The organism is Kribbella sp. NPDC023855 (assembly GCF_040639475.1).
Taxonomy (GTDB): domain Bacteria; phylum Actinomycetota; class Actinomycetes; order Propionibacteriales; family Kribbellaceae; genus Kribbella.
In genome coordinates this window covers 709,944-731,686 of the sequence record NZ_JBFAAA010000002.1, presented here as the reverse complement: position 1 = coordinate 731,686, position 21,743 = coordinate 709,944, and the positions used below count along the sequence as shown (strand labels likewise).

Here is a 21,743-nt window from a genome sequence, read left to right as displayed (position 1 = left end):
CGGGGCAGAGTCAGACTTCGGCGGATGCGCGGCGGGTCAGTGGGAGCCGGTCTCGGGTCTCCGCATCCGCCGGGGTTTCGACGAAGAGGATCAGGTCGGGGTGGGAGGGGACGGTCAGTTCGGTGACGGTGAAGGCGAGTTCGCCGGCGATCGGGTTCTGGATGCGGCGCAGGCGGGGCTGGGACTCGGCGATCTCGTGCCGCGACCAGAGCTGCGCGAACTCGGGGCTCAGCTTCCGCAGTCGAGCGAGGTCCGTCTCCCACGCCGGGTCGCCGATGTGTTCGACGTACGCCGCGCGCATCCGTGCCACCAGATACGGCACTTCGGTGTCGTAGTTCAGCAGCTGCTTGCGGGCCAGTGGTTCGGTCACGATGCACCACAGCAGGTTCCGGTGGACGCAGGGCATCGTGTGCCAGTCGTGGAAGAGGTCGCTGTAGGCCTTGTTGGGCTGGAGAATGTCGTACCGCGTGTTGGTGATCACCGCGGGCACCGGGTCGAGCGCGGTCAGGATCTCGGCCAGCACCAGGTCGTCCGTGTGCACACCCGTCTTGGCCCGAACCGGAGTCGCCTCGGCCAGTGAGTACAGGTGGGCTCGCTCCAGGTCGGTGAGGCACAGTGTGGTCGCGACCGCGTCGAGCACCTGCCCGCTGACGTTGATCGGTCGGCCCTGCTCGAGCCAGGTGTACCAGGTGACTCCGACGCCGGCGAGTTGGGCGAGCTCCTCCCGCCGAAGGCCCGGAGTACGGCGTCGGCCGCCCGGGGGCAGGCCAACGGCTTCGGGGGTGAGCCGGGCGCGGCAGGCCTTCAGGAACTCCGCGAGCTCGGTTCGTCGAGTACTCACCACGTCATGCTGACACGCGGAGCCGACAGTTTCACCGGGATTCCGGCGGTCCCGCCTCGGTGCCCCAGGTCGAGAGGCAGAACGGATGCCCGGCCGGATCGAGAAAAACCCGGAATCCGGAAGGATTCGGCTGTACTGCGCACTTGGTCGCACCCGCCGCGAGTACGCGCAGCTCCGTCGCGTCGAGGTCGGTGGCCATGAAGTCGAGATGACCCTGCTGCGGGACTCGCGGATCCGGCCAGGTCGGCGCGCGGTAGTTGAGATCCCGCTGGAACCCGAGACGGATCGAGTCCAGTCGCAGCTCGGCCAGCGACTCCGTCGCCACGGCGAGTTCGCCACCGCAGATGCGCTGGTAGAACTCCGCCAGCGCGACCGGATCCGGACAGTCCAGCACCGGCCCCCACAAGGGCGCGACAACCTCAGACACCCGTTCTCCCGTCAGCAGTTAGGGCTCGATCGGGCGACGGCCGCGGCGGACGAGGCTCTTGTCGGCGTACTGACCGACCTGGTACGTCGACCAGCCGTCGACTCCGGCGCCGACCGCGCCACCGAGTAGCGGGATGCGCCGGGTCACCATCAGCCCCATCCGCTTGCCGCCGATCCGGGCGATCAGTTCGCCAACCACCTCGCCGGCCACCTGCCGATCCAGTTCCGGGTCGAAGACGGGCGCCGTCGCGATCGCGAGCGGCGAGGTCGGCAGGCTGGACTTCTTCAGCCGGTCGGTGACGCCGTCCTCGCCCAGCAGACAGGTGATGACCGCAGTCCGGACCCGCGGATCGTCCAGGTCGTACCCGCGCAGGTGCGCGATCGCGGCGACCATCCGCGCCTGCACCACCGCGATGCCGGTCAGGTTCGCCGGCAGCGCGACCGGGAGCGTGACCAGTCCGCCGATGCTGGTGACGAACCCCTGCACTCCGGCCAGCCGGATGTGCTGGTCGATCACCGCGTCGATGGCGAGCTGCGCGTCGTCACCGGCCTTGGCCAGTTGCCGCTCGGCCACCCGCTCGGCCCCGGGAAACCGCTGGTACCCGTCGATGGCGATCTCCAGGACCTGACGGAGTACGCCGGCCGCGGCCTGCGGGGCGAACCGCTGGGCGGCAGGCGCAAGACTGCTGGCAACGAATCTGGCTACTCCGGCCACAGCACTCCTTCACAACTCGGACACCCACCCCCGGAGTCCGGCGGGCGGGCGCAGCACTGTCAACTCTACGTGCCACACCAGGTCGCGCCACTCGGGAGAAACCCCGGCCAGTCCCTTAGCTACAGCCAGCGGATCAGGTGCAGCTTGGCGACAGGCAGGCCGTCAACCATCACCGCCGCCGGCTCCCGTCCCCACTGCTCGAACCCACAGGACAGGTACAGCCGCTCAGCCGCCACGTTGCCCTCCGACACGGTCAGAACGATCTGCCGCAAACCCTCCGTCGCCGCCGCAACCTCGATGAGCCGCGTGACCAGCGCCTTGCCGACACCCTGCCCTTTGACCTCCGGAGCAACCGCCATCCCGAACAGCGTCGCCTTGTGGCGCACCTGCTGCCGCGGCTCGATCCTCATCCCCGCAATACCGACCAGCCGCTCTCCGTCGAAGGCGCCCAGGGTCGTGTCAGCACCGAGCCGCTTGACCGTCAGCTCCAGCGGCTGAGCGACAGCTTCCGCGTACGTCGAGGTGAAAGCCGTCGGCGTCATCCGCAACGCCTCCAGCCGAAACGCCCGGTACTGCGAAGCGTCCGCGGCCCCCAACGCCCGAAGCGTGATCACGAGGCGAGCCGGGCGCGGGTACAACGAGTCACGTACGGCATCGTCAGCTTCTTGCGACCGCGCAGGTCGAGATGCGAGTCGAGCAACTCGCTGACCTGGTGCATCAACTCGTCCCGGTCCTTGCCAGGCATCGTGATCACGTACGACCGCGACGCCACCAGGTCGAGCAGCTCATCCCGAGTCAGCGCGTGCTCCCACCGAACGTCGAGTCGCTCTACCTCGCGGAACGGAGTACCGATGGATGGTCTCGTGTCGATCTCCTGCCGCGTGTGCCGGTGCAGCACACGATCCAGCTCGGCCACCCAGGCCACGCTGTGATCTCGGACGTTCCACACCAACCCAAGCGTCCCGCCTGGCGTCAGCACACGCGCGATCTCCGGCAGCGCCTTCGCGGCGTCGAACCAATGCCACGCCTGCGCAACCACCACAGCGTCAACAGCCTTGTTTTCCAGGGGAATCGCCTCGGCCGACCCATCCCGTACGTCGGCCGCCGGCGCCGCCGCCACCAATTCCGAACGCATCTCCGCCAACGGCTCGACCGCCGTCACGGCCAGCTCGCGAGCGACCAGCAGTTGCGTGAGCTTCCCGGTCCCCGCGCCGAGGTCGAGCACCGACTTCGCAGTACCGGGGATCAACCAGTCGACGGCTGACTCCGGATACGGCGGCCGTCCTCGCCGGTACGCCGCGGCTGCCGCTCCGAAGGAAGTCGCGTGTGCCTGGCGCGACCATCGCCGGCTCGCGCCTTGCCGGGTCATGCCGCACGCCTGCCCGATCTCCTCCCAGCTCGCCAGCCGCTGGGACCGGAGCTCCTGGATCAGTTCGGTCCTGCGGGTCTCCAGCGCGGCGATCGCCTCGGTCATCCGGGCGATGCTCGCCAGGCCGCCCGAACCTTCGAGTTCCTCGACGATCTTCACGCTGAGCAGCATATGTTGCGCAACTCGATCTCTGTCAACAGATGTTGCGGTGGAGCCGGGCGTTTCCCTCGTCGGCGGGTAGGTCAGGATGGTGGGGTGCCAGTCGAACCACCTGTCTCCGTGTGGGACTTCCCGCCGGTCGCGGTCGCCGGTCCGAGCGATGTCGTCGCGGCCGGAGCGGATCTGGAGCCGGGCACCGTGCTGGCGGCGTACAAGCGCGGGCTGTTCCCGATGCCGGACAGTCATGGGCCGCTGCTGTGGTGGTCGCCGGTGGATCGCGGCGTGATCGAGGTGGACGGGTTCCGGCCGTCACGGTCGCTGCGGCGGGCCCGCCAACGCTTCGAGATCCGCGTCAACACGGCCTTCGACCAGGTGATCCGCGCTTGCGCCGACCCGCGCCGGCCGGGTTCCTGGATCGACGCGAACATCATCGCGGCGTACACGCGACTGCACGAGCTCGGCTGGGTGCACTCGGTGGAAGCCTGGGACGGCGACGAGCTGGCCGGCGGCCTGTACGGCGTGGCGATCGGCGGGCTGTTCGCGGGCGAGTCGATGTTCCACCACAAGACGGACGGCTCGAAGGCGGCCGTGGCCGGTCTGGTGGAGCTGCTCAGCGACAAGTACGCCGCCGATCGGGTGCTGGACATCCAGTGGGTGACCAGCCACCTCGCGACGCTGGGTGCGGTGGCAATCCCGCGTGAGCTCTACATCCGCCGACTCGAGATTGCGCTGCAGGTCCCGCTCCCGGAAGCCTTCAGTTGAGCCCCAGGAACGTGGCCAGCTGACCTGTCGCATCGGCGAAGAACTCGTCGGCCGGGTCCATCGAGCCGACCAGCTGGCCGAACAGCTCGAAGCTGATCATCCCGTACAGCTGAGTCCACGCGATCGCAGTACGGCCGAGAACCTTCAGCGGTACGCCGGGTGCGTACTCGGTCAGAGTTTGCAGCTGTTCCGCCAGCAACCCCTTGGGCTCGGGCGCATCGTCGGGTGGAACCAGTACGCCGGACGCCTGCGCCTGGCTGAGGATGCCGAACAGCGTCAGGATGACCCGGCTGGCTGGCTGCACGGTCGTCTGGGGCGCTTGGTAGCCGCTGACCGGTGAGCCGTAGATGAGCGCGTACTCCTGCGGGTGCGCGATCGCCCAGGCGCGGACGGCCCGGCAGACCGCGAGCCAGGCAGCGCGCGGCTCCGTCTCACTCTTCGCCGCTGCCTCCGCCTCGGCGCCCAGAGCGTCGTACGCGTCGATGATGAGCGCGGTCAGGAGCTCGTCGCGGCTGGGGAAGTAGCGGTAGAGCGCGGAGGAGACCATCCCGAGCTCGCGCGAAACGGCTCGGAGGGAGAGCCGCTCGGCGCCCTCCGCGGCCAGTTGGCGGCGGGCGGCGTCCTTGATCTCCTGCGTCAGCTCGGCCCGGGCGCGATCACGGGCAGTCCGTCCGGCGTTCATGCCGGTCAGTCTGCCACGAGCACCGAACTAAATCGAGAGCACTGCTCTTGACGCGCCGGACACCTATGGTGTTCACTGGTCACAACAGAGAGCACCGCTCTCGAAGACTGGAGGCGATGGCGATGCAGGAGTACAACGACAAGCGAGTGGTGACCAGCGGCCGGCGCAGCATGCTGGTGATGAACAAGATGGTCGCCGGCCTGACGAACGTCGGCCTCAGCCTGATGGGCAGCCGGGTGCTGTCGGTCCAGGGCCGCAAGTCAGGCGAGTGGCGGAGCAACCCGGTCAACCTGCTGATCGTCGACGGCCAGCGCTACCTGGTCGCACCCCGCGGACACGTCCAATGGGTCCGCAACCTCCGCGCCAGCGGCACCGGCACCCTCCGCCTCGGCCGCAAGGTCGAACACTTCCGCGCCGAGGAACTCGCCGACACCGACAAGCCCGACATCATCCGCACCTACCTGAAGAAGTGGGCCTGGGAGGTCGGCGCCTTCTTCGGCAACGACGTCCGAGCCGACTCCCCCACCGAAACAATCCTCCACGTAGCCCCCGGCGTCCCGGTCTTCAAAATCCACCCCGCGTAACCGTTTGTGCAACGCGCGCTTGCACGAATCACCCCGCCAGATCAATCCTCGTCCACGCCGGCCGCCAACTCGGCCTCCAGTACTTCGACACTCGGCAGCACGGACTCGAACTCAGGCGGCAACGAGTTGTTGACCGCCGTGGTCCACTCGGCAACCCCGATCGGCGCCTTGTACCCCCGCAGCGCGTACTCCGCGACGACCTCGTTCTTGTTCCTGCACAGAAGCAGCCCGATCGTCGGTTTGTCGCCATCCTTCGCAAGAACGTCGTCGACAACCGCCATGTACAGCCCGAGCTGTCCGAGGAAGGCGGCGTTGAAGGGCACCGCCTTCAGCTCGATCACCACATAGCAGCGCAGCTGCAGGTGGTAGAACAGCAGGTCGCAGAAGAACTCGTCGCCGGCCAGCTCCAGCCGCACCTGCTGCCCGAGGAAGGCGAAGCCCTGGCCGAGCTCGAGCAGGAACTTCCCGACGTGTTCGACGAGCTTCTCCTCGACCTCCCGCTCACGCCAGCCCTCGGTCGAGCCGAGGAAGTCGAACAGATAGGGATCGCGGGTGGCTTGCTGGGCGAGATCCGACCGTTCGTCCTCGATCGCCGTGGCGAAGTTCGTCACCGCCTTCCCCGACCGTTGGTGGAACCCGCTCTCGATCTGCAACGCCAGGACGTCGCGACTCCACCCGTGCTCGACCGCCGCACCGGCGTACCAGATGCGAAGAGCGTTGTCGTCGAGCTTCTGCAGGAGAGCCAGCTGGTGGTACCACGGCAATTGTGCAAGCGGCGCTTGCACAATTGCCTGGCTGGACCAAGTGGCCGCGAAGGACCTCATGTACTTGAGGTTGCGGGGTGAGTAGCCCTTCGCGCCCGGAAACCGCGACTTGAGGTCAGTGGACAATCGATCGATGACCCTCGCGCCCCATCCTTCGAGATTCTGACGGTCGAGGATCTCCCGGCCGATGGCCCAGTAGCTCTTCAGGACTTCTGTGTTTGCGGCGGTGACCGCCCGCCGGTGGCCGGTGCTGACGTGGGTGGAGACGCGGTCGAGCAGGTCCGGGTACCAGTCCGGAAGGGTCGAGCGGGCGGGCGTGGTGCCGAAGCGGGGTGCGGGGTTGTCAGGCATGCCGATCAGGATCTTTGGGTTGCGGTCGTGGGAGGAGGGCATTCGGCTGGGCAGGTCAGGGCAGTCGGGTGGCGCCGGGGCGGCGGGTGGGTTTGTGGTGGTGGGGGTGGGCGTTGATTTGGGATTTGAGGGTGGTGTGGGTCCAGTTGTTTTCCAGGGACAGGCGGGCGTAGCGGAGGCGGAGGTTGAGGTCGTCCAGCTTCTGGATCAGGAGTAGGTGGTGGTGCCAGGGGAGTTGGGCGAGGGGGCCTTGGGCGAAGGCTTTGTGGGGCCAGGCTTGGGCGAAGGCGCGCATGTAGCGGAGGTTGCGAGGCGACAGGCCTTTGCGGGTGGGGAAGCGGGCTTTGAGGTCTGCTGAGAGGCGGAGGATTGTGCGGCTGGACCAGCCAGGGCTGGTCTGACAGCGCAGGATCTCGTGACCGATCGTCCACGCGGTCAGGATCGGGTTGTCCTCCTCCGCCGCGAGGTGGGCCGATACCGCGTCGAGGAACTCCGGGTACCAGGCCGGGCGATGCGCGTTCATGCCAGTCAGGATCGGGGCGGGTCGGGGACCGACACGAAGGCCTTCGGTGGGCAGGTTGGGGCAAGATGGCTGGATGATCACGCAGGAGGAGTTGAAGGCCGCGCCGAAGGTGCTGCTGCACGACCATCTGGACGGCGGCCTGCGACCGGCGACCATCGTGGAACTGGCGGCCGAGGTGGGGCACACGCTGCCGCGGACCGACGCCGGTGAGCTCGGCCAGTGGTTCGTCGAGTCGGCCGACTCCGGATCGCTGGAGCGGTACCTGGAGACGTTCGACCACACCGTCGCGGTGATGCAGACCGCTGAGGGGATCAAGCGGGTCGCCAGCGAGTGCGTGCAGGACCTGGCCGCGGACGGCGTCGTGTACGCCGAGGTCCGCTACGCGCCGGAGCAGCACCTCACCGGCGGGCTCAGCCTCGAGCAGGTCGTCGACGCCGTCCGCGAGGGCTTCGACGACGGGATGGCCAGGGCCGAGCGGCCGATCGTCGCGCGGCAGTTGCTGACCGCGATGCGGCACCAGGCGCGGTCGATGGAGATCGCCGAACTGTCCGTCGCCTACCGCGACGGCGGGGTCGTCGGCTTCGACATCGCCGGCGCCGAGGCCGGCTACCCGCCCACCCGGCACCTGGACGCCTTCGAGTACCTGCAGCGCGAGAACGCGCACTTCACCATCCACGCCGGCGAGGCGTTCGGGCTGCCGTCCATCTGGCAGGCGATCCAGTGGTGCGGCGCGGACCGGCTCGGCCACGGCGTCCGGATCATCGACGACATCTCGTACGACGAACCCAACGGCAAGGTCGAGCTCGGCCGGTTGGCGGCGTACGTGCGGGACCGGCGGATCCCGCTGGAGATGTGCCCGAGCTCGAACCTGCAGACCGGCGCGGCCGACTCGATCGCCGAGCACCCGATCGGGCTGCTCACCAAGCTGAAGTTCCGGGTCACGGTGAACACCGACAACCGGCTGATGAGCGGTACGTCGATGAGTCGCGAGCTGGCCCTGCTCGCCGAGGCGTTCGGCTACGGCCTCCCCGAGTTCCGCTGGTTCGCGATCAACGCGATGAAGTCCGCCTTCCTCCCCTTCGACGAACGGCTGGCCCTGATCGACACCGTCATCAAGCCCTGGTACGCCGAAGCGCTAAACCGTTAGACGTGACGTCATGCGCACAGCAGCATCATCGCCATGACAACACCGCAGATCCGCTTGGTGCCCTTGTCCGCGGCAACGATGGAAGCGTTGCTCGCCGACGACCTGCCAACGGCCAATCGGGAGGCCGGCGTCGAGCTGACCGAGCTGTTCCTGAACGAGCACTCGAAGTGGCTGCTCAACTTCCGCCTTCCCCAGGTGAAGGGCGATCCTGGCTCTGCCCGGTGGCTCATCCACGCGATCGTGTCCGAACCCGACGGCACGGTGGTCGGCCACGCCGGCTACCACGGACCGCCCGACGAGAACGGCATGGTCGAGGTCGGCTACACCGTCGATGAGCAGTACCGGCGGCGCGGTTACGCGAGGGCAGCGCTCGCCGCGCTGATCGAGCAAGCCGCGGCCGAGCCCAGCGTACGGGTGGTGCGTGCCTCGATCAGTCCTACGAACGCTGCCTCCCTGGCGACCATCGCGGGCTTCGGCTTCCTGGAGGCCGGCGAGCAGTGGGACGAGGAGGACGGCTTGGAGTTGCTCTTCGAGCGAGCCGTCTGACTACTTGACATCGGATAGACGGAGACGAATACTCGATTTCGAGTACTTGAGATCGAGGAGATGAGTATGGCGCGACGCAAGGTGGCCAACCCGCTGGCGTTCGCCGTGCTGGGCAGCCTGATCGAGCAGCCGATGCACCCGTACGAGATCTCCACGATGCTCAAGACGCGTGGCAAGGACATGAGCATCAAGCTCAACTACGGCTCGCTCTACTCGGTCGTGACCGCCCTCGAGAAGCACGGGTACGTCGAGGCGGTCGAGACCGTGCGCGACGGCAATCGCCCGGAGCGGACCGTGTACGCGATCACCGAAGCCGGCCGCGAGGAGTTCGCGGACTGGCTGTCCGAGCTGCTCGGCACGCCCGAGCGTCAGTTCAGCCCACTGGAGGCGGGCCTCGCCTACGCAGCCGCGTTTCCACCCGCCAAGGTGGTCGAACTGCTGGAACAGCGGGTCGAGACGTTGGATGCCGAGGTCAAGGAGATCGAGGGTGCGCACGCCGCGGTGGCGGCGGCGAACCTTCCGCGGGTGTTCTGGATCGAGTCGGAGTTCCGGCTCGCCCTGGTCGAGGCGGAGATCGCCTACCTGCGGCGGTTGATCCGAGAGATCCGTACCGACGAGCTGGAGGGTTCGGCCTTCTGGCGCAAAGCTCACGAGCTGGCCGAGAAGCTCGGCATCCCGTCGGCCGACCTGTTCAAGGACCCGGTCAAGTACTTCGGAGAGGAGCTCCCCTGGATGCAGCCCGCCCCACCAGAGAAGTAGGCAAGTAAAACGGCCTCCGACCAAGGCGCGGCAACGCCGAAGTCGAAGGCCGCAGTTCCTCGAGTCGATCCCGCGAACGAGACCTGGCCCAAGGCGCAACCACAGGATAGCCAGGTACGCCGGATCGACTCCTCACACACTCGTTCAGAGGAGTCGTATCGTCATGGCATCATCGCCTGCCCTCGAGGCAGTAGAACTGGTCAAGACCTATCCCGCCGGGCGCAAGAAGCCGCCGTTGCGGGCGCTCGACGGGCTGAGCTTCACCGTCCCGGAGGGCGTCGTACTGGGGTTGCTCGGGCCGAACGGCGCCGGCAAGTCCACCACCGTGAAGATCCTCACCACCTTGTCGCGCGCCGACTCCGGCACCGCCCGGGTGGCGGGCTTCGACGTCGGGAAGCAGCAGGACGAGGTCCGGCACTCGATCGGCTACGTACCGCAGAAGTCCAGCTCCGACCCGATGGCGACCGGCGCCGAGAACCTCGTGCTGTCCGGCCGGATCTACGGCCTGTCCCGGCAGGAGTCGGTACGCCGGGCCGCCGAGCTGCTCGAACGCTTCGACCTGACCGAGGTCAGCGCGCGGCAGGTTCGCACGTACTCCGGCGGCATGCAGCGCAAGCTGGACGTGGCTCTCGGGCTGGTCCACCGCCCGCGGGTGCTCTTCCTCGACGAGCCGACCACCGGCCTCGACCCGGAAGCCCGTGCGGACCTGTGGGCGGAGGTCGAGCGGCTGGCCGGGACCGAAGGCCTGACCGTCCTGCTGACCACCCACTACCTGGAAGAAGCCGACCGCCTCGCCGACCAGCTGGCGATCGTCGACCACGGCAAGGTGGTTGCCGAGGGCACCCCTGAGGCGCTGAAGGCCGAGCTCCGCGGCGACTCCGTGCACGTTGAGCTCGTCGAACCGGACACCGATGGCGCCGTCCGCAACCTGCTCACAGCCCTCCCTGGCATCGGCGAAATCGTTGCTGATGGCAACACGTTGCGAGCGCGCGTCGATCGCGGCGCGACCGCGGTTCCCGCAGTACTGGGAGCCCTTGAGGAGAAGGCGATTCCGGTCACGGCGGTGACGGTCTCGCGGCCGTCGCTGGACGACGTCTACCTGCAGTACACCGGCCGCTCGTTCAAGTCGGCCGAGAAGGACGAGGAGACGGCAGCATGAGCGCGCTGACAGCAGAACGAGCCACCACCGACCGCCGGGTCCGCCCCGGAGGGTTCCTCAGCCACACCGGCTTCATCACCGGACGGTGGCTGCAGGCGCAGTACCGGTCGCCCGCGCTGATCGCCTTCACGCTGGTCCAGCCCGCGATCTGGCTGCTGCTGTTCGGCCAGCTCTTCAAGGGTGTCGTCGCGATTCCGGGGTTCGGTGATTCGTCGTACATCGCGTTCCTGACGCCGGGCATCGTGATGATGACGGCGCTGATGACGAGTGGTTGGAGCGGGACGTCGTTCATCGCGGACATGGAGCGCGGGGTGATGGACCGGATGCTCGCCTCACCGGTACGCCGGGGCGCGCTGATGGCCGGCCAGTTGATCAGCAACGGGACCACCACGATGATCCAGACCGTCCTGGTGTTCGCGATCGGCTTCGCGGCCGGTGCCCGGTACGACGGTGGCGTGCTCGGGTACGTCGTGACCGTCGTCGCGTCGATGCTCGTCGGTACGGCGTTCGGCTCGCTCTCGAACGCGGTCGCGTTGCTCACTCGTCAGCAGGACGCGCTGATCGGCATCTCCCAGTTCGTCTCGCTACCGCTGACGTTCATGTCGTCGATCATGCTCGACCCCAAACTGGCACCCGAGTGGGTCGGGGTCGCGGCTCGCTTCAACCCGGTCGACTGGGCCGCGGTCGCAGCACGCCAGGCGCTGTCGGCCGATCCCGACTGGAACTCGGTCGCCCGGCACGGCCTGTACCTGGTGGCCTTCACCCTGATCGTCGGCTACCTGTCCACCCGGGCCTTCCGCACGTACCAGCGGTCGGTCTGATCAGAGCGGTTTGACCCAGCGGGACCAGTTCGGCTGGGGCGAGTAGCCCGCGTTGCGCCAGGCCGGGTGTGCCTCGGTGTTGGTGTCGAGCACCATCGCGTCGGCGCGCGTCCCGCCGTACTCCGTGAAGCGGCTCTCCGCGAACGCGATGAGCTTGCGGGCGATCCCGCGACGGCGGTGGGTCGGGGCGACGGCGAGCCGGTAGAGGTGGCAGCGCCAGCCGTCCCAGCCCACGATGATCGACCCGACGACCTGGTTGTTGTCAAAGGCAAGGACCAGGGCGTCGGGGTCGCGGGCGACCAGCCGCAGCACGGCGTCGACGGAGTCGGCCGGGCGGTCGGAGTCCTCGGCAGCCTCGGCCCAGAAATCCAGTACTGCGCTCGCATCCGCCGCCGCGGCGGACCGGAAGACGAGCCCATCGGCGGTTTCCTGCTCGGCCGGCATCAGCTGGTGGTCTGGAAAGTACGGCGATAATCCTGTGGTGGCACGCCCACCACTCTACGGAAGTGATGGCGCAGCAACGCCGCCGTCCCGAAGCCGGCCTCGGTCGCGATCTGCTCGATACCGAGTTTCGTCTGCTCCAGCAGGGTTCTGGCGTGCAGGACGCGTTGCGTGGTGACCCACTTCAGCGGCGTCGTACCGGTCTCAGCGACGAAGCGGCGGGCGAACGTGCGGTCGGACATCTTCGCCCGGCGGGCCAGCTCCGGCACGGTGTGTTCGATGGTCAGGTTGTCGACCATCCAGTCGAGGACCGGCTGCAGGCTCTCCCCGGACGACTCGGGCACCGGTACTTCGACGTACTGGCGCTGGCCGCCGTCTCGCTGCGGCGGGACCACCATCCGGCGGGCGATCCGGGTGGCCACCGCGCTGCCGAGCTCCCGGCGGACCAGGTGCAGGCAGGCGTCGATGCCGGCCGCCGTACCGGCGCTGGTGATGATGTCGCCGTCGTCGACGAACAGCACGTCGGCGTCGAGCTTGGCCTCGGGGAACTGCTGCCGGAACTTGTCCGCGTAACGCCAGTGGGTCGCGCAGCTGCGCCCGTTCAGCAGACCCGCCTCGCCGAGCACGAAGGCGCCCGAGCAGACGGTCAGCAGGATCGCGCCGCGCTCGTGCGCCTTGCGCAGGGCGGCCAGGATGCGTTGGTCGTACGAGCCGCGCCAGGTGGTGGCCGGCAGCGCGACCAGGTCGGCGTCCTCCAGCTCCTCCAGCCCGTACGGCGCGATCACCGACGAGTGGCTACTGGTTTGCAGCGGCACACCCGGCGTGGTCGAACACACCTTGAAGTCGAACGGCGGGCAGCCGTCGTCGGTCCGGTCGATCCCGAACACCTCCGACAGCACCCCGAACTCGAACAGGGCGACGTCCTCCATCAGGACGACAGCGATCTTCCGCAGCATGAGAATCAGTATGGCAGAAATTTGTGCATGATGGTCAGTAGTGCCAATTGTGGCGGGATCTGGTTGGTAGCAAGATTACTGCCATGACCGGAATCGTAGTTCTCGCAGTACTCGCGCTGGTAGTGATCGCGGCTCTCGAAGCCAGCAACAGGCGCAATGTCGCCGGGTTCGGCCACGGGCCCAATGGCCGCCAGGTGGCCGACGACCGCGATCTCGCCAGGACCAAGCTCGACCTGCTCGCCCTCGGTGGCGCCGCAGAGCCGTTCTCCCACAAGCCTGCCTCGACCCCTGCCACCGTCGTGAGCATCCGCACCGCCCGGATCTTCGCCCCCCACGGCCGGCACGCGGCCTGATGCAGCACGAAAGTAGTGGCGGGAGGCCTCTGTAGCCCTCCCGCCACTTACCTGTCCAGCCGGTACTACGGGCAGGTGCCGTTGACCGGAGCCGCCGAGCCGGTCCACATGAACGCGTCACTCACCCAGGTACCGTCGCTCAGCCGGTTCCACAGACTGCTGGTTCCCCAGCGACCCGTGTGAGAGGTGCCGTTCTTCGAGCAGGAGATGTTCACCGTCGTCCCGTCGGCCACACTGCCCGCCAACGCGTAGTTGGTGCCCGGCCCGGTCCGCTTGTTGACCGAGGTGCCGCCGAACGAGTCGATGATGCCCTGGGTGAAGCCCAGCGCCCCGTAGTTGTAGAGCGCCTGACCCGGGCCGCGCAGGGTGCTCCCGTGCAGTGCGGTGCCGTTGTACGCGGACGCCGCGTTCTGGAACACCCAGCCGCCGAGGTTGTGCCCGGCAATGCCGACGTACGCGCTGTTCTGGCGGAGCGCGAAGTGCACGTGTGCGCCGTCGGCCGCACCGCCACAGGACACGTCCGTGCCGATGTTGCCGAGGAAGGTGCCCTCACTGACCGCCAGCCCGTTCGCCGCGATGTTGCCGAACAGGTGGTAGTAGTCCGTGGAGTAGCCCCGATCGTGGATCACCCGGATCCAGCCCTTCCCGTTGCCACACATCGTGTACGCCGTACCGCCGCGCGCCGCGAGCACCTGGCCGTTACCGCCGGCCAGATCCACCGCGCTGTACGGCGTATCGGTGCCGCCCCAGCCGTGCGGGCCGCCTGGCATGGTCCAGGAGACACCGGTCGCGAATGGCAGCCGCATACCGGTCCGGAAGTCGCCACCGGCGGCCTGTGGAGCGAACGACTGCCCGAAGAGCTGCTTCTCCTTCGCCGATACCACCGGCGAGTCAGCAGCCAGGTCGCTGAAGGTCCGCTCGCCTTCGAGACCGACCTGCCACTTGCCGTCGACCAGCCGGGCGGCGAACAGCCAGCCCTCGGGGTGAGTGTCCTGCCCCTTCGGAGCCAGCGCGACCGTAGTACCGAAGACCGAGCCGGTGCCGGCGCCACGGGTCACGTTGACCTGGATGCCGGCGGTCCTCGCCTTGCTGGACTTGGTGGCGTTGACCTTCGCCGTCACCGCCTGCTGCAGATCGGCCTGCTGCAGTCCGGCCTGCTGCGGCCCGGCCTCTGGTGCTGCCGCGGCCTGTACTGCGGGGATTGCCAGGGCTCCGGCCAGCAAGCCGGAGCCGAGCGCCGTAACCCAGTGCCGGCGCGAGTTGAACGTCATAACGATCCTCCTGGTGGGACGGAACAGGATTGGTGGCTCGAAGCTATCGATCAACTACTGAGCGTCCGTTATGTTGTGGGCTGGTTGCCGTCCAGAGACTGTCCAGCGGGGGCGAGGTGAGGCAATGGACAGCCCTGCCCTGGCCGCGCTCGGCGCTGCCATGTTGCGTCACCGGCTGGCCCGCGGCCTGTCGCTGCGGCAGCTTGCCGGTCGGCTCGGCATGCAGGGGCACGGCGGCCTGTCCGACTACGAGAAGGGCCGGCGGCTCGCGCCCGAGGACCTGATCGAGCGGTACGAGAAGCAGTTGCGGATCACCGACGGGGAGCTGCGAGCACTCCGCGCCGCAGCCCTCGCCGAACGCGCCACCCGGGCGGCCGGGGCGGCCGGGTCAGCGGGGCCCGCCGGGTCAGCGGGGCCCGCCGGGTCAGCGGGGGCCGCCGGGTCAGCGGGGGCAGCCGGCGCGGCCGAGGCAGGGGTGGCGGCCGGGTCAGTGGGGCCCACCGGGTCAGTGGGGGCGGCTGCGTCAGTGGGGGCGGCCAGGGGTGGTGGGGGCGAGGGCTGGGGGTCGGCTCTCGCGATTGCTGAGTTGCCGGCGGCGCCGCCTGACTTCCAAGGCAGGAGCGCGGAGTTGGCGAGTGTGCTCGCTGCTGCGGCCGACTGCCTGGCCGGGGGCGGTCCGATCACGGTGGTAGTCGCAGGCCAGCCAGGGGCCGGCAAAACCACGCTTGCTGTCCACGCGGCGTCGCAGGCCTTCGCGCTGGGACTCCGCGACGCGCAGTTCTTCGTGGAACTCGGCTCGGCCGGTCCTGAGGCGGTACTGCATCGGCTGCTGCGCGCACTCGGCGTACCGGATGGGCAGTTGCCGGCAGAGGTGGGTGAGGCGGCTGCCATGTTCAGGTCGCGGCTGGCCGGTCGCCGCTGCGTACTGGTGCTGGACAACGCTCGTGATGAGGAACAGGTCCGCGCACTCCTGCCAGGGCCTGGTCCTGTGCTGGTCGTGGTGACCAGTCGCAAGCGGCTGACGGGCTTGGCAGGGGCGCGACGCGTCGACCTTGCTGAGTTGGCAGAGGAGGACGCGCGAGCGTTGCTCTCGGACATCGTCGGCGTCGAGCGCGCTGCGGCCGAGCCTGATGCCGTTGCGGAGGTCGTGGCTGCCTGCGGGAGACTGCCGCTGGCAGTGCGAATCGCTGGTAATCGCTTGGCCTGTTGGCCGGACTGGTCGATCGCACATCTTGCAGAGCTGCTCAGAGACGAGCGCGGCCGGCTAGGCCGGCTTACTGCGGGCGACCTGGCAGTGCGGAGTGCTTTCGCCTTGTCCTACCGGGAAATCCCGCCGACGGCCGGGCGGTTGTTCCGGCGACTCGTGCTTGCTCCTGGCGCCGACTTCGAAGTACAGGCTGCTACTGCGTTGCTGGGTGAACCGGCGGAGGCTGCGCTGGAGGTCTTGGCTGGTGCAAGCCTGGTCGGCCTCGCTGCGACGTCGGGACGCTATCGCTTGCATGACCTCCTTCGCCTGTACGCGACCGAGCTCATCCAGGAGGAAGGGCGCTGTGACGAAGCCGAGAAGGCCTTGTTCGGTTGGCTTTTCGACCAGGCGCGGCTTGCTTCGGCAGCACTCGCGCCGGAGCCGTCGGAGTACCCGGGCGGTCGTGCGGCCGCAGTGGCCTGGCTGGATGCCGAGGCAGGTGCGCTGCTGGGAGCAGTACGCCGTACAGCCGAGCGCGTCGACGGGGAACTCGACCCGTTGCTCAGCGACCTCACGCAACGGATCCCCTGGTACTACGACCTGCGTTGCCGGTGGTCCGACATGGTGGAGGTCGCCGATCACGCTCGAGTCGTCGCCGACCGAACAGGTGATGTGGCAGAACGGGCTTTCGCCTACAGCATGCTCGGGCTCGGTCAACTCGGCCAGCACCGGTACCGCGCCGCACTGGCCTCGTGTGAACTCGGGTTGGCTGACGCCCGGGCAGCAGGACTCGCTGCCGAGGAGGCGGAACTCGTCGGCCGCCTCGGCCTGGCCTACGAAGGTCTCGGCCGGTACTCCGAGGCTGAGGCTCGCCATGCCGATCACGCGGAGCGATGCAGGGTGCTGGGTGACCAGTGGGGTCAGGCGGCCGCGATCGGCAGGCGGTCGCACGCACTGCGAATGCTGGGGAAGCACGCTGAGGCAGCTGCCTGCCTGCGACTCGCTCTGAAGATGCGCTCCGAGTTGGGCGACGAGCGTGGGGTCGCCATGGCGGAGTACAGGTTCAGTGCACTTCGAAACGACCAGGGCAGCTATGACGAGGCGCTGCAACGCGGTAGGCGAGCACTGGCGGTCTTCGAGGCCCACGACGACCAGTGGGGTAGCGCGGTTGTCCACTACGAACTCGGGCGCTCGCTGGCCGGGCTGGGGCGGCTCCGGGAGGCCACGGCGGCGTACCGGGTCGCAGTAGTGGGGCTGGATCAAGTTGGGGAGTGGCAACGCGTGGCCGAGGCATCCGCGGCGCTGGCGGATGCCCAATCCAGAGGCTAACGAGGCGCCATACCATACGGTATGGTCTGGTTTGTGACGAAGCTTCCATGGGTTTGGCAGGCCACGGCCGAGGAGATGGCGGCGGAGTACCCGTGCGATCGGTTCGTCGACGGCCCGGTGACCGGGTGCTGGCGAGCCGGCGACTCGGCCGCTGACGCGGAAGAACTGTTCCGCTGGATCTGCCAGCTGCGGGTCGCGCCGTACAGCTACGACCTGCTCGACAACTTTGGCAAGACCAGCCCGCGAACCCTGACCCCCGGTGTCGACCACCTCGAGCTGGGCCAGAGATTCATGACGATCTTCGAGGTCGCCGACTTCACCCCCGGCCACCAGTTGACGCTACGACTCGTCGACCGCGCTTCCCTCCGCCTCTTCGGCGAGCTCGCCGTCACGTACGCCGCAGTACCGACGACCACGGGCTCCCGCTTGCTCGTGAAACTCGCACTCCCGGCCCGAGGCAACCCCGTACGCCGAACCCTCCTCGCCTGGGGTGACCTCCTGATGATGCGCAAACAGGTCCTCACACTGACTCAGCTCGCCGCGCAGACCCGCGCGTAGGAATCTGTCAAGCAATTCGACTGTGTTCGAAAGATGACCCCGTCGGTTTGGCAGGGTGAGTGATCCATTCGACCGACGGAGGATCACGTTGATGCAGCGCAGGACCCTACTTCTCGGACTGGCGGCAGCTCCGGCGGCCGCGATGCTCGGCCAGCAGGAGGCGCAGGCGGCGGCCACGGCCAGCTATTACGTCGGCACCACCGAGCAGACGCAGAACAAGATCCTCGTCTTCGACAAGAACAAGGCGTTCACCGACGCCAACCGGCACTGGAGCTTCAGCCCCGGTGGTGGCGCGTGGGCCAATCTGTCGGACGTGAAGTTCCGCGCCACCGAGGCCCAGGGCTGGATCGCGCTGGTCGCCGCATCCGGCGGCAAGACGGGCATCGTCAACATCGGCAGCGAGAAGCACACCGAACTGAACGACCTGTCCTGGTCGGCGACTCCTGGCGGCAACCCGCACGCGATCGAGCGGGTTCCGGGCAACGGGTCGGTGATCGTGGCCAGCTCCGACGGCAAGCTCACCGTCTACGCGCCGAGCAGCGTCGCCAACCTGGGCAGCCTCGCGAAGGTGCAGACCATCGACTACGCCGGCGCGCACGGCGTGCTGTGGGACCCGACCTACGAGCTGCTGTGGGTGGTCGGGAAGAACCGTTTCAGCCACTACGCGGTGACCGGCAGCAGGCGGGCCACGCGACTCAAGTACGGCAGGCACTTCAGCCTCGGCAGCGGCAACCTCGGGCACGACCTGCAGCCGGACTACACGAACCGACAGAAGATGTTGCTCACCGCAACCAAGGGCGTGTACGAGCTGCTCACCGACGGCGGCACCTTCCGGACCCGGCAGATCTCGACCGAGCGCAGCGTGAAGTCGTACGTGAAGCACTCTTCGGGTGAGGTCGTCTCGATCAAGGGCGACGGCACCCAGCCGCGCGAGTGGGCCAACAAGACGGTCCGCTTCTCCGCCTCGCCGGACCGGACCCGGTCGGGCGCCCAGTTCTACAAGGCCAGGATCTGGACCACGGCCTTCCAGTAAGCCTTAAACCACAGGCGGTACTGCGGGTTGGTGTGTCACAGTCGGCCCCATGGACGACTACCGCACAGTCAACCGGGCCAGCTGGGACGAACGAGTGCCGGCGCACGCCGCGTCGCCGGACTACAAGGTCGACCGGTTCGCCGCGGACCCGCAGTACCTGAGTGAGGTCGTGGGGTTCGATCTGCCGCGGCTGGGCGACATCTCCGGACTCCGGGGCGTGCATCTGCAGTGCCACATCGGCACCGACACGGTCTCACTCGCCCGCCTCGGCGCCCGGATGAGCGGGCTGGACTTCTCCGGTCCCGCGGTAGCCCAGGCGCAGTCCTTCGCCGACTCGCTCGGGCACGAGATCGACTTCCACCAGGCTGACGTGTACGACGCGGTCGAGGTGCTCGGCGCAGCGCAGTACGACCTGGTGTTCACCGGGATCGGCGCGATCGGGTGGCTGCCGAGCATCGAACGCTGGGCCGCTGTCGTAGCGGGTCTGCTCAAGCCCGGCGGCCGGCTGTTCATCCGGGAGGGACACCCGATGCTGTGGTCACTGGACGTGTCCGAGACCAGCGGCGAGATCGTCCTCGCGGCCCCGTACTTCGAAACCGAGGAGCCGCAGATCTGGGACGAGGGTGGCACCTACGTCGAGACCGACGTCGAGTTCAGCCACAACGTCACGCACGAGTGGAACCACGGTCTCGGGGAGATCTTCACCGCGTTGACGAGGGCCGGCCTCGACGTCACCGACCTGGAAGAGCACGACAGCGCCCCCTGGGAGCCGCTACCGGGTCAGATGACACGCGACGAGCAGGGCGAGTGGCGCCTCACGGATCACCCGGAGCGTCTCCCCGCCACCTACACCCTGCAAGCGCGCCGTCGTTAGTGCGTCTTCCGGCGCTGCTGCACCTTGTTGAACATCTCCTTGGCCTTGCGCTGGTTCTCCGGCTTGCTGAGCTCGCGCTGCGCGACCTGCAGGAGCTTGGCGACGACGGCGCCCTTGACCAGTGACTTCACGAAACCCATGGGGGCCTCCTTCTCTGCTTGCTTCGAAGGTAGCGGTACCCGCAACCATTCCCCATGGGTGATGCCCCGTACTGACCCCGTACTGATCTCTCAGGCGTGGTCGGCGTAGGTCAGGTGGGTGCCACAGTGCAGGCACCTGAACAGGTAGGCGGTCGCTTCGCCGGTCGGCGTCAGGGTCCGGAGGTAGGCCTCGCGCTGCTCGTCGGACCACGGGAAAGGCGCGTTCTCCTCCCGGAGCATCTCCAGCGCCTCCGGTACCGTCAGCAGATCCTCGTAGCCGACCTTGCCCAGGTACGCCGCGGCGTCGGCGCAGTGGAACATCCACCGCTCCTGCTGCCAGCTGCTGAAGCCGGGCGTCCGGGTGAGCACCTCGGTGAGAATCGGCTGCGGGACGTCGTCGGGGACGTTGACGACGTCGGTGAACTCAGCCTCGAAGAGGGTCGCCGCGGAGCCGTCCGCGATGCACCACAGGCAGAGTTCCTCGACCACCTCCTCCGCGCTGTAGACCGGCCCGGTGTAGATGAACCCCTGCCGCCGGCCGCAGCACCGGCACGGGTCGTCGCTGGTGATCACCTCACCGGTGGCCACCGGATCCGGGTGGTAGCGAAACGTCGGTACGTCGGTCACCCCCAGACCCTGACCGACCCCCCGCCCCCACGCAAGTCACCACAGCCCTCGCCCGGCTGCTCTGCAAATTTCTGTCGTGTGTCGGTGGGGTAGGGCACACTTGACGGGTGCCCGAGTTGCCGGAGGTTGAGTCGCTGACGGGGTTCCTGCGGGAGCGTGCCGTCGAGCGGGCGTTCGTTCGCGCCGACATCACCGCGATCAGTGCGCTGAAGACCTACGACCCGCCGATCTCGTCGCTGGTCGGTCTGCTGATCGACGACGTGCAGCGGCACGGCAAGTTCATCGACATCTCCGCACAGGGCATCCACCTGGTCATCCACCTGGCCCGCGCGGGCTGGCTGCGCTGGCGGGAGGAGCAGTCCACCGGTCTGGTCCGGCCCGGCAAGGGGCCGATCGCCTGCCGGGTGGTGCTCGACGACGGCTCGGGCTTCGACCTGACCGAGGCCGGCACCCAGAAGAAACTCGCCGTGTACGTCGTCCGCGACCCGGCCGACGTGCCCGGGATCGCGAAACTCGGCCCCGACCCGTTCACGCTCACCGCCGAGCAGTTCGGCGACATCCTGAAAGCGGCCGGCCGGGTCCAGCTGAAGGGCGTACTGCGAAACCAGTCGGTGATCGCCGGGATCGGCAACGCGTACTCCGACGAGATCCTGCACGTGGCGAAGATGAGCCCGTTCAAACCGGCGTCGAACCTGTCCGCCGACGAGCTCCAGCAGCTCTACGACGCGATGCAGGAGACCCTGCGCGACGCGGTCGGCCGCTCGACCGGACTCGCGGTCCAGGACCTGAAGTCGGAGAAGAAGAGCGGCATGCGCGTGCACGGCCGCAAGGGGCAGAAGTGCCCGGTCTGCGGCGACATCGTCCGTGAGGTCAGCTTCGCCGACTCCTCCCTCCAGTACTGCGCCACCTGCCAGACCGGCGGCAAGCCCCTGGCCGACCGCCGGCTCTCCAAGCTGCTGAAGTAGCCCGCCCGGCCGGGTTGAACGGGACCGTGGGTTCCTGACTGATTGATGGGACTGGAATGATCGGGGGCATGTACCAGACCCCGGAGATTCCCGCAGTGGTGGTTGCCGACGTCGATGACGCGTTGCTCGCCGAGGCGTTCGTGCTCGACGTGCGCGAACCCGACGAGTGGAACCGCGGGCACATCGACAACGCGGTCCACATCCCGCTCGGCCAGTTGCAGGAGCGGGTCGGTGAGGTGCCGCTCGGCCAGAAGGTGCTCTGCGTCTGCGCGGTCGGCGGCCGGTCCTCGATGGCGACCCAGTTCCTGGCCTCCGAGGGCCGCGACGCGATCAACCTCGACGGCGGCATGCACGCCTGGGAATCGGCCGGCCGGCCCGTCTCCCTCGACTGACCCGGATCGT

27 protein-coding genes are annotated in these 21,743 nt (G+C 68.1%); 14 read left to right on the top strand and 13 right to left on the bottom strand.

Annotated features, from left to right (window positions below):
• Window positions 1–10 precede the first annotated feature (10 nt).
• From AB0F51_RS09270 to AB0F51_RS09250, 5 genes are all read right to left on the bottom strand, one after another.
• Window positions 11–841, bottom strand: a complete 831-nt coding sequence (locus AB0F51_RS09270) for a helix-turn-helix transcriptional regulator (RefSeq protein ID WP_360276457.1) — start codon at window positions 839–841, stop codon at window positions 11–13.
• A gap of 31 nt (window positions 842–872) precedes the next feature.
• Window positions 873–1,268, bottom strand: coding sequence for a VOC family protein (locus AB0F51_RS09265; protein ID WP_360276454.1), 396 nt, complete (start codon window positions 1,266–1,268; stop codon window positions 873–875).
• A gap of 18 nt (window positions 1,269–1,286) precedes the next feature.
• On the bottom strand, window positions 1,287–1,982 hold the full coding sequence (locus AB0F51_RS09260) for an EcsC family protein (protein WP_360276451.1): 696 nt from the start codon (window positions 1,980–1,982) through the stop codon (window positions 1,287–1,289).
• A gap of 119 nt (window positions 1,983–2,101) precedes the next feature.
• Window positions 2,102–2,596 (bottom strand): GNAT family N-acetyltransferase, encoded by a 495-nt coding sequence (locus AB0F51_RS09255; protein ID WP_360276448.1) that lies wholly within the window; start codon window positions 2,594–2,596, stop codon window positions 2,102–2,104.
• The gene (locus AB0F51_RS09250) at window positions 2,593–3,510 is read right to left on the bottom strand and encodes a class I SAM-dependent methyltransferase (RefSeq protein ID WP_360276445.1); all 918 of its coding nucleotides are present in this window, start codon (window positions 3,508–3,510) and stop codon (window positions 2,593–2,595) included. The genes AB0F51_RS09255 and AB0F51_RS09250 overlap by 4 nt, the downstream gene beginning before the upstream one ends.
• A 96-nt stretch (window positions 3,511–3,606) precedes the next feature.
• Between AB0F51_RS09250 and aat the strand changes: the two genes are divergently transcribed.
• Complete coding sequence (aat, locus tag AB0F51_RS09245) at window positions 3,607–4,272, top strand: leucyl/phenylalanyl-tRNA--protein transferase (protein WP_360276442.1); 666 nt, start codon at window positions 3,607–3,609, stop codon at window positions 4,270–4,272.
• Here the strand turns inward: aat and AB0F51_RS09240 are convergent.
• Window positions 4,265–4,954, bottom strand: coding sequence for a TetR/AcrR family transcriptional regulator (locus AB0F51_RS09240; RefSeq protein WP_360276440.1), 690 nt, complete (start codon window positions 4,952–4,954; stop codon window positions 4,265–4,267). The genes aat and AB0F51_RS09240 overlap by 8 nt on opposite strands.
• A gap of 116 nt (window positions 4,955–5,070) precedes the next feature.
• Here AB0F51_RS09240 and AB0F51_RS09235 point away from each other — a divergent pair, with 116 nt between their 5' ends.
• Window positions 5,071–5,538 (top strand): nitroreductase/quinone reductase family protein, encoded by a 468-nt coding sequence (locus AB0F51_RS09235; RefSeq protein WP_360276437.1) that lies wholly within the window; start codon window positions 5,071–5,073, stop codon window positions 5,536–5,538.
• 41 nt (window positions 5,539–5,579) lie between these two features.
• Here the strand turns inward: AB0F51_RS09235 and AB0F51_RS09230 are convergent, their stop codons facing one another.
• Together AB0F51_RS09230 and AB0F51_RS09225 are read right to left on the bottom strand one after the other, a co-directional pair.
• Window positions 5,580–6,653, bottom strand: a complete 1,074-nt coding sequence (locus tag AB0F51_RS09230; protein WP_360276434.1) for a PDDEXK nuclease domain-containing protein — start codon at window positions 6,651–6,653, stop codon at window positions 5,580–5,582.
• Between the two features lie 55 nt (window positions 6,654–6,708).
• Window positions 6,709–7,176 (bottom strand): DUF1016 N-terminal domain-containing protein, encoded by a 468-nt coding sequence (locus AB0F51_RS09225; protein WP_360276431.1) that lies wholly within the window; start codon window positions 7,174–7,176, stop codon window positions 6,709–6,711.
• Between the two features lie 73 nt (window positions 7,177–7,249).
• Between AB0F51_RS09225 and AB0F51_RS09220 the strand changes: the two genes are divergently transcribed.
• The 5 genes from AB0F51_RS09220 (at window position 7,250) to AB0F51_RS09200 (ending at window position 11,608) form a co-directional block, all read left to right on the top strand.
• Window positions 7,250–8,323, top strand: a complete 1,074-nt coding sequence (locus AB0F51_RS09220) for an adenosine deaminase (RefSeq protein ID WP_360276428.1) — start codon at window positions 7,250–7,252, stop codon at window positions 8,321–8,323.
• Window positions 8,324–8,356: 33 nt separating this feature from the next.
• Complete coding sequence (locus tag AB0F51_RS09215) at window positions 8,357–8,869, top strand: GNAT family N-acetyltransferase (RefSeq protein ID WP_360276425.1); 513 nt, start codon at window positions 8,357–8,359, stop codon at window positions 8,867–8,869.
• Between the two features lie 66 nt (window positions 8,870–8,935).
• Window positions 8,936–9,628, top strand: a complete 693-nt coding sequence (locus tag AB0F51_RS09210) for a PadR family transcriptional regulator (protein WP_360276422.1) — start codon at window positions 8,936–8,938, stop codon at window positions 9,626–9,628.
• 163 nt (window positions 9,629–9,791) lie between these two features.
• The gene (locus tag AB0F51_RS09205; RefSeq protein ID WP_360276419.1) at window positions 9,792–10,787 is read left to right on the top strand and encodes an ATP-binding cassette domain-containing protein; all 996 of its coding nucleotides are present in this window, start codon (window positions 9,792–9,794) and stop codon (window positions 10,785–10,787) included.
• Complete coding sequence (locus tag AB0F51_RS09200) at window positions 10,784–11,608, top strand: ABC transporter permease (RefSeq protein WP_360276416.1); 825 nt, start codon at window positions 10,784–10,786, stop codon at window positions 11,606–11,608. Before AB0F51_RS09205 ends, AB0F51_RS09200 begins: the two co-directional genes overlap by 4 nt.
• On the opposite strand, the gene AB0F51_RS09195 is transcribed toward AB0F51_RS09200, so the two are convergent.
• Entirely contained in the window at window positions 11,609–12,052 is a 444-nt protein-coding gene (locus AB0F51_RS09195) for a GNAT family N-acetyltransferase (RefSeq protein ID WP_360276413.1), read from the bottom strand.
• Window positions 12,052–13,005 (bottom strand): helix-turn-helix domain-containing protein, encoded by a 954-nt coding sequence (locus tag AB0F51_RS09190; protein WP_360276410.1) that lies wholly within the window; start codon window positions 13,003–13,005, stop codon window positions 12,052–12,054. Before AB0F51_RS09190 ends, AB0F51_RS09195 begins: the two co-directional genes overlap by 1 nt.
• A gap of 83 nt (window positions 13,006–13,088) precedes the next feature.
• Here AB0F51_RS09190 and AB0F51_RS09185 point away from each other — a divergent pair, with 83 nt between their 5' ends.
• Window positions 13,089–13,358 (top strand): hypothetical protein, encoded by a 270-nt coding sequence (locus tag AB0F51_RS09185; protein WP_360276408.1) that lies wholly within the window; start codon window positions 13,089–13,091, stop codon window positions 13,356–13,358.
• 65 nt (window positions 13,359–13,423) lie between these two features.
• Here the strand turns inward: AB0F51_RS09185 and AB0F51_RS09180 are convergent, their stop codons facing one another.
• The gene (locus AB0F51_RS09180) at window positions 13,424–14,629 is read right to left on the bottom strand and encodes a peptidoglycan DD-metalloendopeptidase family protein (RefSeq protein ID WP_360276405.1); all 1,206 of its coding nucleotides are present in this window, start codon (window positions 14,627–14,629) and stop codon (window positions 13,424–13,426) included.
• A 124-nt stretch (window positions 14,630–14,753) separates the two neighbouring features.
• Here AB0F51_RS09180 and AB0F51_RS09175 point away from each other — a divergent pair, with 124 nt between their 5' ends.
• The 4 genes from AB0F51_RS09175 (at window position 14,754) to AB0F51_RS09160 (ending at window position 19,609) form a co-directional block, all read left to right on the top strand.
• Complete coding sequence (locus AB0F51_RS09175; protein WP_360276403.1) at window positions 14,754–17,144, top strand: NB-ARC domain-containing protein; 2,391 nt, start codon at window positions 14,754–14,756, stop codon at window positions 17,142–17,144.
• A 33-nt stretch (window positions 17,145–17,177) separates the two neighbouring features.
• Window positions 17,178–17,702, top strand: a complete 525-nt coding sequence (locus AB0F51_RS09170; RefSeq protein ID WP_360276400.1) for a hypothetical protein — start codon at window positions 17,178–17,180, stop codon at window positions 17,700–17,702.
• 91 nt (window positions 17,703–17,793) lie between these two features.
• Window positions 17,794–18,735, top strand: a complete 942-nt coding sequence (locus AB0F51_RS09165) for a DUF6528 family protein (RefSeq protein WP_360276397.1) — start codon at window positions 17,794–17,796, stop codon at window positions 18,733–18,735.
• 49 nt (window positions 18,736–18,784) lie between these two features.
• On the top strand, window positions 18,785–19,609 hold the full coding sequence (locus tag AB0F51_RS09160) for a class I SAM-dependent methyltransferase (RefSeq protein ID WP_360276395.1): 825 nt from the start codon (window positions 18,785–18,787) through the stop codon (window positions 19,607–19,609).
• Here AB0F51_RS09160 and AB0F51_RS09155 read toward each other — a convergent pair.
• On the bottom strand, window positions 19,606–19,749 hold the full coding sequence (locus AB0F51_RS09155) for a hypothetical protein (protein WP_360276393.1): 144 nt from the start codon (window positions 19,747–19,749) through the stop codon (window positions 19,606–19,608). The two genes, AB0F51_RS09160 and AB0F51_RS09155, sit on opposite strands and share 4 nt — an antisense overlap.
• A gap of 90 nt (window positions 19,750–19,839) precedes the next feature.
• Window positions 19,840–20,376, bottom strand: a complete 537-nt coding sequence (locus tag AB0F51_RS09150; protein WP_360276390.1) for a CbrC family protein — start codon at window positions 20,374–20,376, stop codon at window positions 19,840–19,842.
• Window positions 20,377–20,483: 107 nt separating this feature from the next.
• On the opposite strand from AB0F51_RS09150, the gene AB0F51_RS09145 reads away from it, so the two are divergent.
• On the top strand, window positions 20,484–21,341 hold the full coding sequence (locus tag AB0F51_RS09145; RefSeq protein ID WP_360276388.1) for a DNA-formamidopyrimidine glycosylase family protein: 858 nt from the start codon (window positions 20,484–20,486) through the stop codon (window positions 21,339–21,341).
• A 68-nt stretch (window positions 21,342–21,409) separates the two neighbouring features.
• Window positions 21,410–21,733, top strand: coding sequence for a rhodanese-like domain-containing protein (locus AB0F51_RS09140; RefSeq protein WP_360276385.1), 324 nt, complete (start codon window positions 21,410–21,412; stop codon window positions 21,731–21,733).
• Window positions 21,734–21,743 lie beyond the last annotated feature (10 nt).

Bases quoted from the DNA above. Each gene is read 5' to 3' on its own strand.
- AB0F51_RS09200 (WP_360276416.1), top strand. From the start codon at position 10,784: ATGAGCGCGCTGACAGCAGAACGAGCCACCACCGACCGCCGGGTCCGC.
- AB0F51_RS09230 (WP_360276434.1), bottom strand. From the start codon at position 6,653: ATGCCTGACAACCCCGCACCCCGCTTCGGCACCACGCCCGCCCGCTCG.
- AB0F51_RS09235 (WP_360276437.1), top strand. From the start codon at position 5,071: ATGGCGATGCAGGAGTACAACGACAAGCGAGTGGTGACCAGCGGCCGG.
- AB0F51_RS09190 (WP_360276410.1), bottom strand. From the start codon at position 13,005: ATGCTGCGGAAGATCGCTGTCGTCCTGATGGAGGACGTCGCCCTGTTC.
- AB0F51_RS09165 (WP_360276397.1), top strand. From the start codon at position 17,794: ATGCAGCGCAGGACCCTACTTCTCGGACTGGCGGCAGCTCCGGCGGCC.
- AB0F51_RS09180 (WP_360276405.1), bottom strand. From the start codon at position 14,629: ATGACGTTCAACTCGCGCCGGCACTGGGTTACGGCGCTCGGCTCCGGC.
- AB0F51_RS09205 (WP_360276419.1), top strand. From the start codon at position 9,792: ATGGCATCATCGCCTGCCCTCGAGGCAGTAGAACTGGTCAAGACCTAT.
- AB0F51_RS09240 (WP_360276440.1), bottom strand. From the start codon at position 4,954: ATGAACGCCGGACGGACTGCCCGTGATCGCGCCCGGGCCGAGCTGACG.
- AB0F51_RS09195 (WP_360276413.1), bottom strand. From the start codon at position 12,052: ATGCCGGCCGAGCAGGAAACCGCCGATGGGCTCGTCTTCCGGTCCGCC.
- AB0F51_RS09175 (WP_360276403.1), top strand. From the start codon at position 14,754: ATGGACAGCCCTGCCCTGGCCGCGCTCGGCGCTGCCATGTTGCGTCAC.
- AB0F51_RS09160 (WP_360276395.1), top strand. From the start codon at position 18,785: ATGGACGACTACCGCACAGTCAACCGGGCCAGCTGGGACGAACGAGTG.
- AB0F51_RS09220 (WP_360276428.1), top strand. From the start codon at position 7,250: ATGATCACGCAGGAGGAGTTGAAGGCCGCGCCGAAGGTGCTGCTGCAC.
- AB0F51_RS09155 (WP_360276393.1), bottom strand. From the start codon at position 19,749: ATGGGTTTCGTGAAGTCACTGGTCAAGGGCGCCGTCGTCGCCAAGCTC.
- AB0F51_RS09215 (WP_360276425.1), top strand. From the start codon at position 8,357: ATGACAACACCGCAGATCCGCTTGGTGCCCTTGTCCGCGGCAACGATG.
- AB0F51_RS09210 (WP_360276422.1), top strand. From the start codon at position 8,936: ATGGCGCGACGCAAGGTGGCCAACCCGCTGGCGTTCGCCGTGCTGGGC.
- AB0F51_RS09225 (WP_360276431.1), bottom strand. From the start codon at position 7,176: ATGAACGCGCATCGCCCGGCCTGGTACCCGGAGTTCCTCGACGCGGTA.
- AB0F51_RS09185 (WP_360276408.1), top strand. From the start codon at position 13,089: ATGACCGGAATCGTAGTTCTCGCAGTACTCGCGCTGGTAGTGATCGCG.
- AB0F51_RS09140 (WP_360276385.1), top strand. From the start codon at position 21,410: ATGTACCAGACCCCGGAGATTCCCGCAGTGGTGGTTGCCGACGTCGAT.